The sequence below is a fragment of the Cryptocyanus atlanticus LEGE 06306 genome (assembly GCF_056633155.1).
Genome location: NZ_JBSJOZ010000004.1, coordinates 121934 through 137312 on the forward strand (window position 1 = coordinate 121934; position 15379 = coordinate 137312).

Annotated in this window: 15 protein-coding genes; 8 read left to right on the plus strand and 7 right to left on the minus strand. The window is 71.1% G+C overall.

What is annotated here, in order from left to right; genetic code table 11:
* Positions 1-109 precede the first annotated feature (109 nt).
* From ACWJI7_RS06255 to ACWJI7_RS06275, 5 genes are all read left to right on the plus strand, one after another.
* Positions 110-1267 carry a S8 family peptidase gene (locus ACWJI7_RS06255; RefSeq protein WP_479936264.1) on the plus strand — a complete coding sequence of 386 codons (1158 nt, stop codon included), beginning with the start codon at positions 110-112 and terminating at the stop codon, positions 1265-1267.
* Positions 1268-1294: 27 nt separating this feature from the next.
* Positions 1295-3307 (plus strand): tRNA uridine-5-carboxymethylaminomethyl(34) synthesis enzyme MnmG, encoded by a 2013-nt coding sequence (mnmG, locus tag ACWJI7_RS06260; protein ID WP_479936266.1) that lies wholly within the window; start codon positions 1295-1297, stop codon positions 3305-3307.
* 16 nt (positions 3308-3323) lie between these two features.
* Positions 3324-4235: a hypothetical protein gene (locus ACWJI7_RS06265; protein WP_479936268.1), complete on the plus strand. Its 912-nt coding sequence runs from the start codon at positions 3324-3326 to the stop codon at positions 4233-4235.
* 160 nt (positions 4236-4395) lie between these two features.
* Positions 4396-4968, plus strand: a complete 573-nt coding sequence (locus ACWJI7_RS06270; protein WP_479936461.1) for a chorismate lyase — start codon at positions 4396-4398, stop codon at positions 4966-4968.
* Positions 4969-5076: 108 nt separating this feature from the next.
* Positions 5077-5640 (plus strand): hypothetical protein, encoded by a 564-nt coding sequence (locus ACWJI7_RS06275; protein ID WP_479936270.1) that lies wholly within the window; start codon positions 5077-5079, stop codon positions 5638-5640.
* A gap of 72 nt (positions 5641-5712) precedes the next feature.
* On the opposite strand, the gene ACWJI7_RS06280 is transcribed toward ACWJI7_RS06275, so the two are convergent.
* The 4 genes from ACWJI7_RS06280 to ACWJI7_RS06295 form a co-directional block, all read right to left on the minus strand.
* Positions 5713-6234 (minus strand): DUF1269 domain-containing protein, encoded by a 522-nt coding sequence (locus ACWJI7_RS06280; RefSeq protein ID WP_479936272.1) that lies wholly within the window; start codon positions 6232-6234, stop codon positions 5713-5715.
* Positions 6235-6305: 71 nt separating this feature from the next.
* A complete protein-coding gene (locus tag ACWJI7_RS06285; protein ID WP_479936274.1) occupies positions 6306-6818 on the minus strand; it encodes a hypothetical protein in 513 nt (170 codons plus the stop codon).
* A gap of 108 nt (positions 6819-6926) precedes the next feature.
* Positions 6927-7055: a hypothetical protein gene (locus tag ACWJI7_RS06290; protein WP_479936275.1), complete on the minus strand. Its 129-nt coding sequence runs from the start codon at positions 7053-7055 to the stop codon at positions 6927-6929.
* Positions 7056-7079: 24 nt separating this feature from the next.
* Positions 7080-7628 carry a SprT family zinc-dependent metalloprotease gene (locus ACWJI7_RS06295; RefSeq protein ID WP_479936277.1) on the minus strand — a complete coding sequence of 183 codons (549 nt, stop codon included), beginning with the start codon at positions 7626-7628 and terminating at the stop codon, positions 7080-7082.
* Between the two features lie 104 nt (positions 7629-7732).
* On the opposite strand from ACWJI7_RS06295, the gene ACWJI7_RS06300 reads away from it, so the two are divergent.
* Positions 7733-8155 (plus strand): hypothetical protein, encoded by a 423-nt coding sequence (locus tag ACWJI7_RS06300; protein ID WP_479936463.1) that lies wholly within the window; start codon positions 7733-7735, stop codon positions 8153-8155.
* Between the two features lie 56 nt (positions 8156-8211).
* Complete coding sequence (ligA, locus tag ACWJI7_RS06305) at positions 8212-10347, plus strand: NAD-dependent DNA ligase LigA (protein ID WP_479936465.1); 2136 nt, start codon at positions 8212-8214, stop codon at positions 10345-10347.
* Here ligA and ACWJI7_RS06310 read toward each other — a convergent pair.
* Positions 10316-13624 carry a choice-of-anchor I domain-containing protein gene (locus tag ACWJI7_RS06310; protein WP_479936278.1) on the minus strand — a complete coding sequence of 1103 codons (3309 nt, stop codon included), beginning with the start codon at positions 13622-13624 and terminating at the stop codon, positions 10316-10318. The two genes, ligA and ACWJI7_RS06310, sit on opposite strands and share 32 nt — an antisense overlap.
* A gap of 166 nt (positions 13625-13790) precedes the next feature.
* Positions 13791-14405: a TVP38/TMEM64 family protein gene (locus ACWJI7_RS06315; RefSeq protein WP_479936280.1), complete on the minus strand. Its 615-nt coding sequence runs from the start codon at positions 14403-14405 to the stop codon at positions 13791-13793.
* Between the two features lie 47 nt (positions 14406-14452).
* On the opposite strand from ACWJI7_RS06315, the gene ACWJI7_RS06320 reads away from it, so the two are divergent.
* The gene (locus tag ACWJI7_RS06320) at positions 14453-14824 is read left to right on the plus strand and encodes a hypothetical protein (protein WP_479936282.1); all 372 of its coding nucleotides are present in this window, start codon (positions 14453-14455) and stop codon (positions 14822-14824) included.
* Between the two features lie 90 nt (positions 14825-14914).
* On the opposite strand, the gene ACWJI7_RS06325 is transcribed toward ACWJI7_RS06320, so the two are convergent.
* Positions 14915-15376 carry a nuclear transport factor 2 family protein gene (locus ACWJI7_RS06325; protein ID WP_479936283.1) on the minus strand — a complete coding sequence of 154 codons (462 nt, stop codon included), beginning with the start codon at positions 15374-15376 and terminating at the stop codon, positions 14915-14917.
* Positions 15377-15379 lie beyond the last annotated feature (3 nt).

Consider the following 15379-nt stretch of genomic DNA (forward strand, 5'->3'; position numbering starts at 1 on the left):
TAATGCCGAGTAACACCAGAACGGCCAAGGTCGCGAGTACAAGCCGATGGGTATGTCACAGGACTTCATTCTACTTCGTGATCTGAATCAACCCCGCCGGGGCGCCGGATTGGCCACCCCCTGGGGCGCCCCTTCCCTGGCCCTGGAGAGTTTCGGGACCGGCGCCGCCACCAGCCTCCCCCCCGAGCCCTCGATCACGGTGGAGGCCCTCGACGCCCTCGACCTGCGAGAGGCCTCCCGCGACCCGGGGGTGCTCGGTGTGGCCCGCTCCATCCCCACCCGCCTGATCCGTCCCCGCCTCGTCAGCACTCCAGGCGACTCGGGCACCGGGTCCACCTGGGGGGTGCGGGCCGTGGGCGCCGACGCCAGCCGCTACGACGGCGAGGGGGTCAGTGTCTCGATCCTGGACACCGGCATCGATGCCGGCCATTCCGCCTTTGTGGGCGTCACCCTCGAGGAGGAGGACTTCAGCGGCTCCGGCAACGGTGATCGGCAGGGGCACGGCACCCACTGCGCCGGCACCGTGTTCGGACGCCCTGTCGACGGCCGCCGCATCGGGGTGGCCCCCGGGGTGGGCCGGGCCCTGATCGGCAAGGTGCTCGGCGACGACGGCTCGGGCGGCTCCGAGATGCTCTTCAACGGCATCGAATGGGCTTCCCGCTCCGGCGCCCAGGTGATCTCGATGTCGCTCGGCTTCGACTTCCCCGGCCTGGTGGAGAGCCTGATCCGCCAGGGCTGGCCCGCCGATCTGGCCGCCGATGCCGCCCTGGAGGGATACCGCATGAACCTCCGCATGTTCGATCGCCTGCTGGCGATGATCGAGGCCCGGGCGGCGTTCAACGGCGGCAGCGTGGTGGTGGCGGCGAGCGGCAACGAATCGCGGCGTGACGAGAACCCCGCCTTCGAAGTGTCCGCCTCGGTGCCGGCGGCGGCCCTGGGGGTGATCTCGGTGGGGGCGGTGGGGGAGGGCCCCGGCGGGTACAGCGTGGCCCCGTTCTCCAACACCAATCCCACCCTCTCAGGGCCTGGAGTGGACGTGCTCTCGGCACGCTCCGGGGGCGGACTGGTGTCCTTCAACGGCACCAGCATGGCCACGCCCCACGCCGCCGGGGTGGCCGCCCTCTGGTGGCAGGCCAGTCGCGATCAGGGCATCCCCGTGAACGCCGGCGGGGTCCAGGCGCGGTTGCGGGCTTCGGCCAGCGTGTCCGGCTTCGCCCCGGGTGTCGACGTGCTCGACCGCGGCGATGGCCTGGTGCAGGCGCCCTGAGCTCTCGTCCCCCCATACATTGAGGGCATGGCCTTCAGCGTCGCGCCCACCGAAACCTTCGAGCTGATCGTGGTCGGCGGCGGTCACGCCGGCTGCGAGGCCGCCCTCACGGCGGCGCGGCTGGGGGTCTCCACGGCCCTGTTCAGCCTCAACCTCGATCGCATCGCCTGGCAGCCCTGCAACCCGGCGGTGGGGGGCCCGGCCAAGAGCCAGCTGGTCCATGAAGTGGATGCGCTCGGCGGGGCGATCGGCCGTCTGGCCGACGCCACGACCCTGCAGAAACGGGTGCTCAACGCCAGCCGCGGCCCGGCCGTCTGGGCCCTGCGCGCCCAGACCGACAAACGCCAGTACGCGCGCCAGATGCTGCAGCTGCTGCAGCACACCCCCAACCTGGCCCTGCGCGAGGCGATGGTCACCGATCTGGAGGTGGAGGGCGACCCCGGCCCCCCCGGCACGGAGACCACCGCTGAGGCCCGCGTCATCGGTGTGCACACCTACTTCGGCAGCGTCTACGCCGCCGGCGCCGTCATCCTCACCACCGGCACCTTTCTGGGGGGCCGCATCTGGGTGGGCAACCGGTCGATGCCGGCGGGCCGGGCCGGCGAAGCCCCGGCCGAAGGTCTCACCGAAGCGTTGCGCGCCCTCGGCTTCAGCACCGATCGCCTCAAGACCGGCACCCCCGCCCGGGTGGATCGCCGCAGCGTCGCCCTCGACCAGCTCGAGGAGCAGCCCAGCGACGCCGAGGGACGCTTCTTCTCCTTTGATCCCACCGCCTGGGTGAGCGGTGAATCGATGAGCTGCCACCTCACCCGCACCACCGCGGCCACCCACCGACTGATCCGGGACCATCTCCATCTCACGCCGATCTACGGCGGCTTCATCGACAGCAAAGGCCCCCGCTACTGCCCCTCGATCGAAGACAAGATCGTGCGCTTCGCCGACAAGGAGAGCCACCAGATCTTCCTGGAACCGGAGGGCCGCGACACCCCCGAGCTCTACATCCAGGGCTTCTCCACCGGCCTGCCCGAGCGGCTTCAGCTGGAGCTGCTGCGCACCCTGCCGGGGCTGGAGCGCTGCGTGATGCTGAGGCCGGCCTATGCCGTCGAGTACGACTACCTCCCCGCCACCCAGTGCCTGCCCTCGCTGATGACCAAGCGGGTGCGGGGGCTGTTCACCGCCGGCCAGCTCAACGGCACCACCGGCTACGAGGAGGCCGCCGGCCAGGGGCTGGTGGCGGGCCTCAACGCCGCCCGGCTGCTGCGGGGGCAGGAGCCCGTCCAGTTCCCCCGCGAGGGCAGCTACATCGGCACCATGATCGATGATCTGGTCAGCAAGGATCTGCGCGAGCCCTACCGGGTGCTGACCAGCCGCAGTGAATACCGCCTGGTGCTGCGGGGTGATAACGCGGACCGCCGGCTCACCCCCCTGGGCCATGACCTCGGCCTGATCGATGGGCGCCGCTGGGCCCTGTTCACGGCCAAGCAGGAGGCGATCGAGGCCGAGAAGCGCCGCCTCGAAACGGTGCGGCTCAAGGCCAGCGATCCTGCGGCGGTGGCTGCGGAGGCCCGCAGCGGCGCACCGATCCGGGGGTCAATCACCCTGGCCGATCTGTTGCGCCGATCCGGGGTCCACAGCGCCGATCTGGTGGCCCAGGGTCTGGCCGACGCCGCCCTGCCGCTCGACGTGCGCGAGGGCGCCGAGATCGACGTCAAGTACAGCGGCTACCTGGCGCGCCAGCAGCAGCAGATCGAGCGGGTGAGCCGCCAGGGCCACCGGCCCATTCCCGCCGACGTGGCCTACGCGGCCATCGGCACGCTCTCGCGGGAGGCCCGCGAGAAACTGGCCGCCGTGCGGCCTCTCACCCTGGGGCAGGCCTCCCGGATCCCCGGCGTCAGTCCGGCCGACGTGACGGCGCTGCTGCTCTGGCTGGAGCTGCGCTGCCGTCAGCGGGCCCAGGGCCAGGGTGACGAACCGGGCGCCACCACCGAGCCCTCCCAAAACGGGAAGCCCCTGATTACGCTGGCGCGACACGACGCCTGAACTCCAGGCCCAGGCCATGGTCCGTGCGCGCTCGATCTCCTTCGCCCGGGCGGTCTGGGATCTCAGGGCGGAGCAGGTGATGGACCGGGTGTTCTCCCGGCTGATGCCCCCTCAGGAGGCGGGAAGGGTCCTCCCCGCCGTCGACCCCCAGGGGCCGATCGATGTGATCGTGCGGGAGGCCCCGTTCCGCCTGCCTCCCAGCTCGATCCCACCGCCGCCGCCCCCACCGGTCCCTCCCTCCCGGCAGAGCGGGGTGGTCCGGCCCCCGGGGGCGAACCGGCCGCTGCTGCTGCTGCTGCTGGTGCTGATCTCCCTGGCGGGCACCACGGCCAGCCTGCTGCTCTGGAGAGGCTGGAACCAGGCCGATCTGGCCCTGCGTCAGGAGCGCAGTCTCCAGTTGCTCGAACGGCTGAAGGCACTGGGTCCGATCAACGGGGACACCGGCACCGCCGACCCGGCAACGACGGGGGCGGGGCCCGGCGAGGCGCCGCCGCCGGGCCCGGGGGGCCTGGTGGACCTGGGGCCGTTGCAGGCCGGAGCCTTCAACGGCCCGGGGGCGCCTCCCCTGAGCGTGCCCGTGACCGGCACGATCACCGCCGGAGCCCCGGCACTCGGCAGCTGGGTGGGGGAGACCGGTCCCACCCCCCCCGCCCATGGAACGCCCTCCGTCTTGGGGGTGGCCGCACCTCCACCCGAACCGGCGCTGGGGGCCGGCGGCGGCGGCGATCTGCCCATGCTGGTCGGGGTGGTCCAGGCCAGGGGCCAGAGCGGGTCGGCCATCTTCCAGATGGGGGGCAGCTCCACCAACGCCACCGTCGGGGAGACGATCGGGGGCACCGGCTGGCGGCTCCATTCCACGTCCGGGGATTCGGTGGTGATCGAACGGGATGGCCAACAGCGCCGGGTCAGCATCAGCGGTGGCTTCTGAGCCGACTGCTGGGCCCCGGGGCCCAGTCCCCCCGACGCCCGGCCCCAAGCGCCGGCGGCGCTGAGCTGCTTAGCCTGAACGCCCCTGGGGCACCCCGATGGCGGGCACCATCACGGTCCATGCGGCCACCGGGCCCGCCGGGCCCACGGACGGGTCGGCCCTGCTCACCTCACCGGCGCCGATCTGGCAGGCCCCCTGCGCGGCCGTGCAGCAGGCCCGCGCTCCCCACCAGCTGAGCGGCGCCTGGATGTTGCTGCTGCTGGGTGACGGCAGCCCGACACGGCACCTGCACCTGCTCACCGGAGCGCCGGTGACGATCGATCTGATCGCCATGGCCCCCGATCCCGGAGCCGACGCCCTGCGCCCCCCGGAGGTGGCGGACCTGGAGCCCCCCCTCCTGCGGCGCCAGGTCTGGCTGCGCTGCCGGGGGCAGGCCCTGGCCTGGGCCGAGAGCTGGTGGAACCAGGCCGAGGCCGACCGCCACCTGCGGGACCGGAGCCAGCCGATCTGGCGCAGTCTGACCGCGGAGCGGGCCGAACTGTTCCGGGAGGTGGACGGCCTGGCCCAGGTGAAGGCCCCCTGGCTGGAGCGGGAGTTCGGCCAGCCAGGACCCTTCTGGAGCCGCCACTACCGCTTCTTCCGCAGCGGCCGGGAACTCACCGTGATCCGGGAAGTGTTCTCCCCGGCCCTGGAACGCTGGCTCGGACCCAGCCAACGGCATGACGATTCCTGACGAGCTGGCCCCCTGTGCCGGTTTCCACTTGACAACTTGCGGTAGCGCCTGATTGAGAGAGCATGGCTGCACTGAACGCATCGTCCGACGCCGCTGGCGTCCTTCCGCATGGCTCCGTCCATCAGCCCTACCCAGCCCTGGCTGTCCCTCACCGATCTCGGCCGCCTGTTCGGCATCTCGGCGGTCTCCTGCGGTCGTCTGCTGATCCAGGCCGGCCTGCGGGAACCGGGCGGACAACCCACCGATCAGGCCCTGCGCCTCGGCCTGGCCCAGCCCGGCTCCGGTCTGCACCGAGCCCGCGCCACGGTCTGGCAGCGGAGCGGCTGTCAGCGCGCTCTGGAGGGCCAGGGCCTGGTGCTTCTCTCCGAGGGCCGCGCCGGGGACAGCTCCGAGCGCACCCTGGTGGAACAGTGGGCCGAACTGCTCTGGGAACTCAAACAGGGCTCCCCGTCGATCATCACCTCGGCGGAACAGATGGCTGAAGACCTGCCCCAGGAGCTGGTGGGGGCCGTGAACCGCCAGCTGCAGGACAAGGGCTGGGATTTTCAGGTCGCCCCCTGCCCCACCCAGGCGCCGGCCCGCTCGGGCCAGAGGCGTCCGGCCGCCGCCAAACGCTCCGGTGGCCATGGCCACGGCAAAGCCGGCCACAGCGGCCGGGGCGGCAGCCACTGAAGCGGAGACGCCCACCGAACGCCGTCCCCGGGCTGCCCGACACCCCGGCCGGGGGCCTGGGCGGCACAGGGATCAGCCCAGCCTCAGGGCTTCCGCCTGTTTGCAGCTGAGATCGAGCAGCTCCCGCAGCTTCTCCTCATCAGTGTGGCTGAGGCTGGTGCGCAGCAGCTTGGCGTGGGGGGCATGGCTGCGCAGCCGCTCGATCACCCGATCGGGTGTGGCGTCGCGCACCAGAAGGCAGAGGGCGGCGCTGGCCTTCGGCAGCGTTTCGCCCACCTCCCGCAGAAAGGCATCGTTGATGCCCAGATCACTGAGGGCGCCGGAGGCGGCCCCCACCCCGGCTCCCACGGCGGCCCCGAGCAGGGGATTGAGGAACAGCAGACCCACCAGCGACCCCCAGAAGCCCCCTCCGAGGGCCCCGGCGGTGGCCAGATTGATCGCCTGGCGCAGATGCACCTGGCCTTCGGCGTCACGCTCCACCACCACCGCATCCTCCAGCGAGATGAGGTGCTCCTGCTGGATGTCAACGAGTTCCCGGCGCACCTGCGCCGCCTCTTCGGCTTTGGGGAAGCCCACCACGATGAGGTTGCTCATGGACTGGATCGCCTGGATGGCTAGGGGACCCCAAACCTAGTGGCAGGTCCAGCCAGGGTCGGCTCCCCCCGTCACACGGCCTGCCCACAGCCGTCGCCACCCCGCGGTCGGCGGCTGGAGCGGGGCAGGGGCCGGGCCGGACCGGGGCCGGTGGGGGGAGGCTCCGTGACCGGGGGCAGCAGGGGAGCCGTGCGGCGCGAGATCGCATCGAGGGAGCGCTTGGGCCGCTGCGGGCGATCCGCCGGCCGGGCGTCATCCAGGACCCTGGAGCGACGCGGCTCCGGCGGACGCCAGGGGTCCGACCCGGTCTGGGGCTGAGCCGGAGACCGGGGCGGGGGCTCCATGGCGGGGGCCGGCAGGGGCGGCTCCGACGGCCAGCTCTCCCGGGGCGCCGGCCGCTCCTGCCAGGGTTCGGACCAGTCGTCCTCCCCTTCCAGGAACCAGTCGACGCGGTTCTCCACCCAGCGGCCCAGCCCATCCAGGCCGGTCCGCATCCCCTCACGGGCGGAGCCGGAGCGGCCCTGACCCCGCGACCCCGGCCGGGCGCCGGCCACCCCATCCACCAACTGGCGTCCCGCCGCCATCCACTGGTCCAGGGAGCCGCCCGGGCGGCGTCGGCCTCTTCGCGCAGGTTCGCCCGACCCGTTCATGGTCCTGTTCCGCTCGGCCCAAGCCGCCCTTCGGCTTCGACGTTAACGGCCGGGTCCCAGCGCTCCGGCCGCCAGCTGCCGCCGGCGGCCCCGCAACCAACGCTCCCGGCCCATCCCCACCAGGGCGATCGCCAGGCCACCGCCCTGCAGCACCCAGAGAAAGAGATCCACGGGCCTCGTCCGACGAGGCCGACCCTAGGCCGCACCGGGCTCGAACACCAGCTGGCAGTCGGGGTGCCACTGGCCGCCATGGAGCCGGTCGCAGCAGAGCCGACAGGCCACCCCCCGCACCCTGCGCCGGTAGGGCGCACGGACACCGCAGCACGGACAGCGGGCGATCCAGCGGGGACGGGCCAGGGGCAGGGGCAGGGGGAAACGGTGGCGCAAGCTCACCTGGAACGCCCGCTGGGACGCGTTGATGCGGGCCATACGGGCCTGAAAATGGGGACCGTGCACCTCCCGGACCTGCAGCACCCGATCGATCCAGGCGTGGATCATCTCGTGGCAGAGCGTGCCGAGCAGGGCGCTGGCGGGCAGAGGCGTCAGCACCGGCCGTGAGAGCACGATCTCGCAGAGGGGATGGCCATCGGGGCGACGACCGCGGCGGTAGAGACCGGCGGTGCGGCTCATGCGGCCATCACTCCAGCGCACCTCCACCAGCGGCCGGCCGGCCGGGGCCAGGGTGCCGTCGAAGTGCTCCCGGTTGAGACGATGGAACAGGGGCAGCAGGGGCTCGAGGGGCATGCCGCGGGGCTTCGGGCCGACGTCGTGCCCAGTCTGGACAGTCCGGCGCCCGCACGGGAGGGGTCGTCGGTCAGACTCGGCGTCGGAACGTGCGCCTGCGGACAATGGACTGGGGTCTGGCCCAAACGATCGGCACCAAGGCCCTGCTGGCCGGGGCCGGGGCGCTGCTCCTCTACTGGACCTACACGGCCGTGCGGCTGGTGATCAGCGCCCGCGGCATCAATCCGCTGCTCAAGCAGTTCTTCACCCAGGTGGCCTCGGGCCAGATCGACGGCGCCTATCTGCTCACCACCAAGAACTACCGCTCCCACGTGAACCGTCAGCAGTTCATCCGCTTCCTGGCCGGGCTCCAGCTCAACCGGTACCGCAACCTCAAATCGGGCCGGCCCCGGCTGCAGGAGGGGCAGATCATCCTCACCGTGAAGCTGAAGTCGGAGGCGAAGGACGAACTGCCCCTCGATTTCACCTTCGTGAAGGTGGAGCAGGCCTGGCGGGTGGACCGGATCCAGAAGCTGGCGGCGGCCTGAGCGGCCCACCGCCGCTCCCCAGCCGCCCCAGCCCCGCCATGCCGTCTCCGGCCGCCATGCCCCCGAGCGACACCGACCGGGACCGCGCCGGGGAACTCCGTGGGCTGCTCAACCGCGCCGCCCACGCCTACTACGTGCTGGATGCCCCGGTGATGGAGGACGCGGTCTATGACCGCCTCTTCCGCGAGCTGGAGGCGCTGGAGCGGCGCCATCCGGAGCTGATCCGCCCCGACAGCCCCACCCGGCGGGTGGGCGGAGCTCCGTCGGAGGGATTCCAGGCGGTGCGGCATCGCATCGGCCTGCTCAGCCTCGAGAACGCCTTCAGCACCGAGGAGCTGGAGGCCTGGTACGGGCGGCTGCTGAAGGTGCTCGACCGGCCCCCGGACTCCGAAGCGACCAGCGGCACGGGAGCGGGCCTGCCGATGGTGTGCGAGCTCAAGATCGATGGCAACGCCCTGGCCCTGAGCTATGAGCAGGGCCTGTTGGTGCGGGCGGCCACCCGGGGCGACGGGGAATCCGGCGAGGAGATCACCGCCAACGTGCGCACGATCCAGAGCGTGCCCCTGCGCCTGCAGCTGGAGGATCCGCCCGCCTGGGTGGAGGTGCGGGGAGAGGCGCTGATCCCGGATGCCACCTTCGCCGCGATCAACGCCGAGCGCGCCAGCCGCGAGGACCCCCTGTTCGCCAACCCCCGCAACGCCTGCGCCGGCACCCTGCGCCAGCTGGATCCGGCCGTGGTGGCGGGGCGGCGGCTGGAGTTCTTCGCCTACACCCTGCACCTGCCCGACGACTGGGCTCCGGCGGCGGGCGGGGCCGATCCCGGCCGTCCCCGCAGCCAGTGGGACAACTTGCGCTGGCTGGCGGCCGCCGGCTTCCGGGTCAATCCCAACGCCGCCCTCTGCCCCGATCTGGCCGCGGTGGAGGGGTTCTTCCGCGGCTGGGAGGAGCGGCGGCGGCAACTCCCCTACGCCACCGACGGTGTGGTGGTCAAACTCGACGACCTGCGCCTGCAGGCCGACGCCGGCTTCACCCAGAAAGCGCCGCGCTGGGCGATCGCCCTCAAGTACCCCCCCGAGGAAGCGCCCAGCCGGCTGCTGCGCCTGGTGGCCCAGGTGGGCCGCACCGGCGCGATCACGCCGGTGGCTGAGTTCGACCCCGTGCCCCTGGCCGGCACCAGCGTGAGCCGGGCCACACTCCACAACGCCGACCGGCTGGCCGAGTTGGATCTCCACACCGGCGACACGATCGTGGTGCGCAAGGCCGGCGAGATCATTCCCGAGGTGGTGCGGGTGCTGCTCGAATTGCGCCCCCCCGGGGCCCGGCCCCTCCAGCTCCCGTCCACCTGCCCTGAGTGCGGCTCGGCCCTGGTGCGGGAGGAGGGAGAAGCGGCGACGCGCTGCGTCAACAGCAGCTGCCCGGCGATCCTGCGCGGCGCCCTGCGCCACTGGGTGAGCCAGGGCGCCCTGGATGTGGATGGGCTGGGCAGCAAGCTGATCGAGCAGTTGGTGGACCGGGGCCTGGTGGGCTCGATCGCCGACCTCTACCGCCTCGACGCCGCCCTGCTGGCCAGCCTGGAGCGGATGGGGGAGACCTCGGCGGCCAATCTGGTGGGGGCCCTGGCGGCCTCGAAGCGGCAGCCCTGGCAGCGGCAGCTCCACGGCCTGGGCATCCGCCACGTGGGAGTGGTCAACGCCCGGGCGCTGGCCCGGGCCTTTCCCTCCGCCGCCGCGCTTGGCGCCGCCGCTGCGGAGCGGCCCGAGGCGGTCGAAGCCGTGTTCGGCATCGGGGGCCAGATCGCCCAGTCCCTGAACCAGTGGTTCGCCACACCGGCCAACCGGGCCCTGCTGGCGGAGCTGGAGGCGCTGGGCCTGTCCCTGGCCTCCGACGAGGGCGGGACGGCCGGGGACGGGGGGGACACCGGCGGGGGGAGTGCGGCCCTGGCGGGACAGACCTTCGTGCTCACCGGCACCCTGCCCACGCTGAGCCGCAGCCAGGCCCAGGCCCTGATCGAGGCGGCCGGCGGCACGGTGAGCGGCTCCGTGAGCCGGAAGACGAGCTATGTGGTGGCCGGGGAACAGGCCGGCAGCAAACTCAGCAAGGCCGAGGCCCTCGGGGTCGCCGTGATCGACGAGGAGGGCCTGCGGACGCTGCTGGAGGCGATCAGCTCCAGCTGTCCTCCTGGATCAGATTGATCTGGCCCCCTTCCACCAGGTAGGTGCCGCCCTCCAGGTTCCCATCGGTCAGGCTGTGGGCCTGCACGGTGGAGAGGAACACGCTGCCGGGATCCTCGCCGTAGATCGAGGAGACATCGATGATGCCGGAGGATTCCCAAGTGCCGACCACCTCCGGGCTGGAATCGGTCTGGCCGTACTCGGAGGGTACGGAGCTGCGATCGATCTGGGCCCAGCGTTCGGTTTCCCCGGTGACCGGGTCCACCCGCCAGATGGAAGCTTCCTCGGGGCCGAACTGGCCGGGTTCGGTGCCGTTGAGCGTCGACTTGTCCTCCTGAACGTAGAGATAGCCGTCGCCACTCCAGGCGATGTTGTCCGGGTTGCGCACCCCCGTGATCGCCTCCTCCCCGAGTCGATCGGCATCCACGACGACCCGGAGCGTGGTGCTCCCGCTCGGGGCGAGCTGGCCGTCGGGATCGAAGCTGCTGCTGAAATCCAGCGTGTAGACGTTGCCGTAATAATCGCCGTTGTCCGTCTGGCCGGAGTAGGCGCCACCGGTGGTGTTGAAGGCCACCTGGGAGCCATCGGCGGGATTCACATCGCCGTCCTCGATCCGCAGGAACTGCATGGCTCCCAGGGTGTCGAGGGAGTAGTCCCGCTGCTCCTCGGCGGTGGGGGGAGCCAGGGGAGGCTCGCCGGGCCCGGGCTCCGGCCGGTAGGCCCCAGAGGCCACCTCCTCCCCGGTGCCGACCAGCTGCCAGCCGCCGGAGACGGGGGTGCCGAGCTCGACCCCGTTCAGTCCCGCCGGGGTGTTCTCGACCGACGTGGCCGTCCAGACGTAAAGGGAACCCTGGTCGGAGTCCAGACCGTTGCGCCGCAGGACATCGTCGCTGTCCGGCTCCTTGGTGCCGACCCAGAGATAGAGGGGGGAGCCGGCGGTCGGGGCGGCGGAGCCATCATCGAAGAGCAGCATCCCCACGGTGTCGGGGCTGCCGGTATCGACCAGGGTGGCCGACTCCCAGGCTCCCCGGCCCACCCCTTCCACTTCATACAGGGTGCCGTTGGCCTCATCGAGGGCATACATGGCGCCGCCGCCGTTGGCCGAGGTCTCCTCTCCGACCAGATAGAGGCGGTCCTCGAAGCCGATCCCCTCACCGAAACTGTGCGCCTCCACCAGGTTGGCCGAGCAGAAGCGATCGAAGCCGTCGGTGTCGCTGCCCACCACCGTGTCGTAGGCCAGGCCGCCGGAGATCACCTCGGACTGGAAGCCATTGCTCGGGTCGTCATCGATGTCCTTGTCGATGACCAGCTTGTGGATCCGGGCCCCCGTCACCGCCTCGCCATTCAGCAGGTAGGGATAGCCCAGGCCGGCGCTGATCTCGCTGTTCACCAGCAGGGTGTAGGTGCCATCGCCGTTGTCGTAGGCCCCCATGCCATCGAAGATGCCCGTGGGGGCATACACGCTGCTGCCGGGCTCACTGCCGTTGGTGAATTCGCCTGTGGTGATCAGGCTGGTGATGTCCAGCTCGGGGCCGCCCTCCACGTCCTGGAGCATGGTGGGCTCGTAGCTTCCGGCGCTGCCGGGTCCCGGGGTCTCGATCAGGGCCTCAAGGTCGATGAAATCCAGGGTGTTGCTGACTTCGTTCGAGACCACCAGCAGGGTGCTGCCGGTGGGGCTGTCCTCGGCCGGCACCAGCAGCAGGCCCTCCGGAGAGATGCTCTCCTCCAGCACCGTGTGGGTGACGTAGACGGTGTTGGCGGGGTCGGTCACATCGAACACCGCCAGGGTGCTGGCGGTGCCCCGTTCCAAGCCGACGATGGCGTAGGAGCGGCCATCGATCTCCGCCACCACGACCGATTCAGGCTCCACGCCCTTGTCGTCGCTGCGGGAATCGCTGTAGGTGCCCGAGGCCACCGCAATCGTCTGAAGGCTGTTACCGCTGTCCCAGACGAGCTCGCCGCTGGCGGTGTCGAAGATGCTGACGCTGCGGCTGCCGAAGGCCGTGTTCGTCGTGGTGTCGCTCACCCCCACGTCGTCGACGATGGTCTTCACCCGAGGATTGCGCTCCTCATCCACATACACGGCGTTGTCGTTGTCCGCGTAGACGCGGGCATCGCCCTCGTTGGCGGTGATCACGTAGGTGCCCCCTCCGGTCTCAAAGGCATCGGCGCCATCGGGCATGCGCAACCCCTCGTAGTCCTGCCCCAGCAGGGGCTGGAAGGTGCCGCTGGGCCGATCGGTGAGGTCCACGGCGACCTCGGAGTAGTCGAGGGTGCCGAGGCCATAGACCCCCTCGATCGTCCGGGTGGTCAGATCGACCACGGCGATGCCGTTGTTCTCCTGCAGGGTCACGTAGGCCACGTCCCCCTCGATGGTCACGTACTCGGGCTCGATGTCCTGGGCAGCGGTGGTGCCAGCGGGTCCGCTGATCCGGATGTCGGAGGGGATCTCCACATCCTCGAAGCCGAGCTCCGTATAGGCGTAGGAGGGTTCCAGAAGCTGGGGGAAGCTGGATGCGATCCGGTCGGCGAATCGCGACTCCAGCAGCCGCTCGGTGAGGGGCCCGAGCAGGTCGGCGGCGAGCATCTGGAGCCGATCCGGCAGCAGGCCGGCCACCAGCTCGGCGATCGGCGGATTGAGCTCGGCGGAGAGGTCGATGATGCCGATCGACCCCTCGGGATCCACGGTATAGGCGTCTGGGAAGGTGGGGCCATCGTCGTTGGGAGGGCCTTCCTCTCCCCAGTTGGGCTGCCCTTCGTTGGCGATCACCAGCTGGGAGCCGTCGTCGGTGAAGGCGATGCTGTCGGGCAGATAGCCGACGGGTTCGTCGTGCAGGAAGGTGAGCGTGCCGTCGGGCTGCATCTCGTAGAACCGCACCACGCCCGGGGCCGGGGTGGTGTTGTAGTCGGCCGGTGAGAGGGCAACAGCAACCAGGTTGTCGTGGGTGGCCACCGACTGGGTGGTGTAGGGCTCCCCATCGACCTCGATCGTGACCCGTTCGACCAGTTCGGGCTCACTGGGATCGGTGGCATCGGTGATCTGGAGGGTGGAGCCACCACCGCTGGAGATGATGAAGAGGCTGTCCCCGATCGCCACGTAATCGGAGATTTCGCTCTGGAACTGCTCCTCGGTGGGATCCTCCCCCTCCGGGGTGAGGTTCAGGTTGGCCAGCTCCGGGTCCTGGGGCTCCTCCGGCTCAGGGACGGGAGCCGGAGCGTGGAAGCGTTCGGCCAGCAGGCTGGCCAGGGGCCTGGCGAACTCGGGGAGGGCAGGAACCGCGGCGGCAACGGAGACCATTCCGAGGGGGAGACAGAAGTCGGCAGCACTGTCCTGCGGGGACACCGGAGCCGTCGTTAACGGGGCATTACGGGGGAGTTAAGCCAGCCGCTCCCGGCACCGGCGCCACCCGGGCGGCTGCCCGGGAGCACCGGCCGAGGTGATCCCGGCCACCGCAGCCCCGGGCTCAGCCCCGATCCAGCCGCTCGAGGGCCCGGCGTGCCGCCCGGCCTGCCACCCAGATCGACCCGACCGTGGCAACCAGACCGAGGGCCCGTAGGGCCCAGGTGCCGGAGTCGGCGTCGCCGTGGAGCACCTCGCCGAAGCGGGCCACATCGCCGGCCAGCTCCCCCAGCGCGCAGAACAGCACCGTGCCGGGCAGGATCGCCACCAGCCCGATCGTGTAATCCCGAAAACTCACCTCACTGAGCCCGTAGGCGAGGTTGAGCAGGCTGAACGGGAAGACCGGGGAGAGGCGGGTGAGCAACACCAGCTTCAGGCCCTCCCGGCTCACCGCCCGCTCGATCGCCAGCAGCGTCGGAAAGCTCTGCAGCCGGCGGCGGATCCAGTCGCGCAGCCGGTGGCGGGCGAGCAAGAAGCCGCCGATGGCCCCCAGCGACGCCCCCAGGAGCACGATCAGGCTGCCCAGGACGGTGCCGTAGAGCGCGCCGGCCAGCATGGAGGCCCAGACCCCGGGCAGCAGCAGGGTCACCCAGAGGGCGTAGAGCGGCACGAAGGCCGCGGCTCCGGCGGGGGAGCGCAGGGCCGGCAGCCAGGCCTCGAGCCAGGGGTTGGGGTCCAAAGCCGTGGGGAGGCTGGATCCAGCCTGGCCCGTTCTGCCCCCCAACGGTGGCCTGGCCCCCATCCCCACAGACGGCCGTCACCATGGCGCTGGTCAACTGGGTGGTGATCCTCCAGGCTGCACCGGATGCGCTCCGCGTCCTCGGCCGGCAGTGTCCAGGCCCTGTGCGGGCCCGCAGGAACTGGCCCAGCCGCTGGGTGGTGGCCGGTTTGTCGTTCTGGCTCAGATCCAGCGGCCTGGAGCAGCGGCGGCCCACCGCCAGGATGAGGGAGATGCCGATAGTGGAGGTTTCGCGGATCGCCACCGGCCGGCGGAAGGCGATCTCCCTGCCCCCCACGAGCAGGAAGGAGCCGTTGAGGAACAGCGCCGCCGCCATCACGGGCTTGGGCATGGGCACGATCTGGGTGGCCCGTCGCTGATGGCATCCAAGGCGGGTTGGAATGCGCGCTGCCCTGAGGGGCGGGGCCCCCTGGAGGGCAAGCGAGCCCCCACATCCAGCACGACTGGAATCAGTAGCGCATGCGCCAACTGACGATGCGCCCATCGTCGACGCGGAACAGGAAGTCGGCCCGGCTCGTATACCCCCTGCTGGTGTACTGGCCGGTCACCTCCACGGTGTTGCCCGTGACCACCAGCTGCGGGTCGTCCACCCGTCCGCCCCGCTCGATGATGTCACTGTCGAGCCAGCGGAAAAAGGCCTCGCCTGATTTGGCCGGCCCAGTGCCGTAGGCCTGGGAGGCGTTGGCGGCGAACAGGGCGCGGATCCGTGCGGGATCGTTGCTGGTCATCGCTTCCAGCAACTGACGCACCACCGCCCCTGGATCCGAGGGGAGCGCCTGGGCCAGTGGAGCCCCGGGGGCAGCACCAGGCTCGGCCGCAGGTGGTTGGGCGCGGCCACATTGGGGGATGGCGGCGAAGACGAGCGTGCCGGCCAGGGTTGCCGGCCAGACGCTCCAGAACTGCTGACGCATGGG

Coding starts and splice junctions, on each gene's coding strand:
- ACWJI7_RS06300 (WP_479936463.1), top strand. CDS start 7,733: ATGGACTGGGGTCTGGCCCAAACGATCGGCACCAAGGCCCTGCTGGCC.
- mnmG (WP_479936266.1), top strand. CDS start 1,295: ATGGCCTTCAGCGTCGCGCCCACCGAAACCTTCGAGCTGATCGTGGTC.
- ligA (WP_479936465.1), top strand. CDS start 8,212: ATGCCCCCGAGCGACACCGACCGGGACCGCGCCGGGGAACTCCGTGGG.
- ACWJI7_RS06310 (WP_479936278.1), bottom strand. CDS start 13,624: ATGGTCTCCGTTGCCGCCGCGGTTCCTGCCCTCCCCGAGTTCGCCAGG.
- ACWJI7_RS06295 (WP_479936277.1), bottom strand. CDS start 7,628: ATGCCCCTCGAGCCCCTGCTGCCCCTGTTCCATCGTCTCAACCGGGAG.
- ACWJI7_RS06285 (WP_479936274.1), bottom strand. CDS start 6,818: ATGGCGGCGGGACGCCAGTTGGTGGATGGGGTGGCCGGCGCCCGGCCG.
- ACWJI7_RS06325 (WP_479936283.1), bottom strand. CDS start 15,376: ATGCGTCAGCAGTTCTGGAGCGTCTGGCCGGCAACCCTGGCCGGCACG.
- ACWJI7_RS06275 (WP_479936270.1), top strand. CDS start 5,077: ATGGCTCCGTCCATCAGCCCTACCCAGCCCTGGCTGTCCCTCACCGAT.
- ACWJI7_RS06280 (WP_479936272.1), bottom strand. CDS start 6,234: ATGAGCAACCTCATCGTGGTGGGCTTCCCCAAAGCCGAAGAGGCGGCG.
- ACWJI7_RS06265 (WP_479936268.1), top strand. CDS start 3,324: ATGGTCCGTGCGCGCTCGATCTCCTTCGCCCGGGCGGTCTGGGATCTC.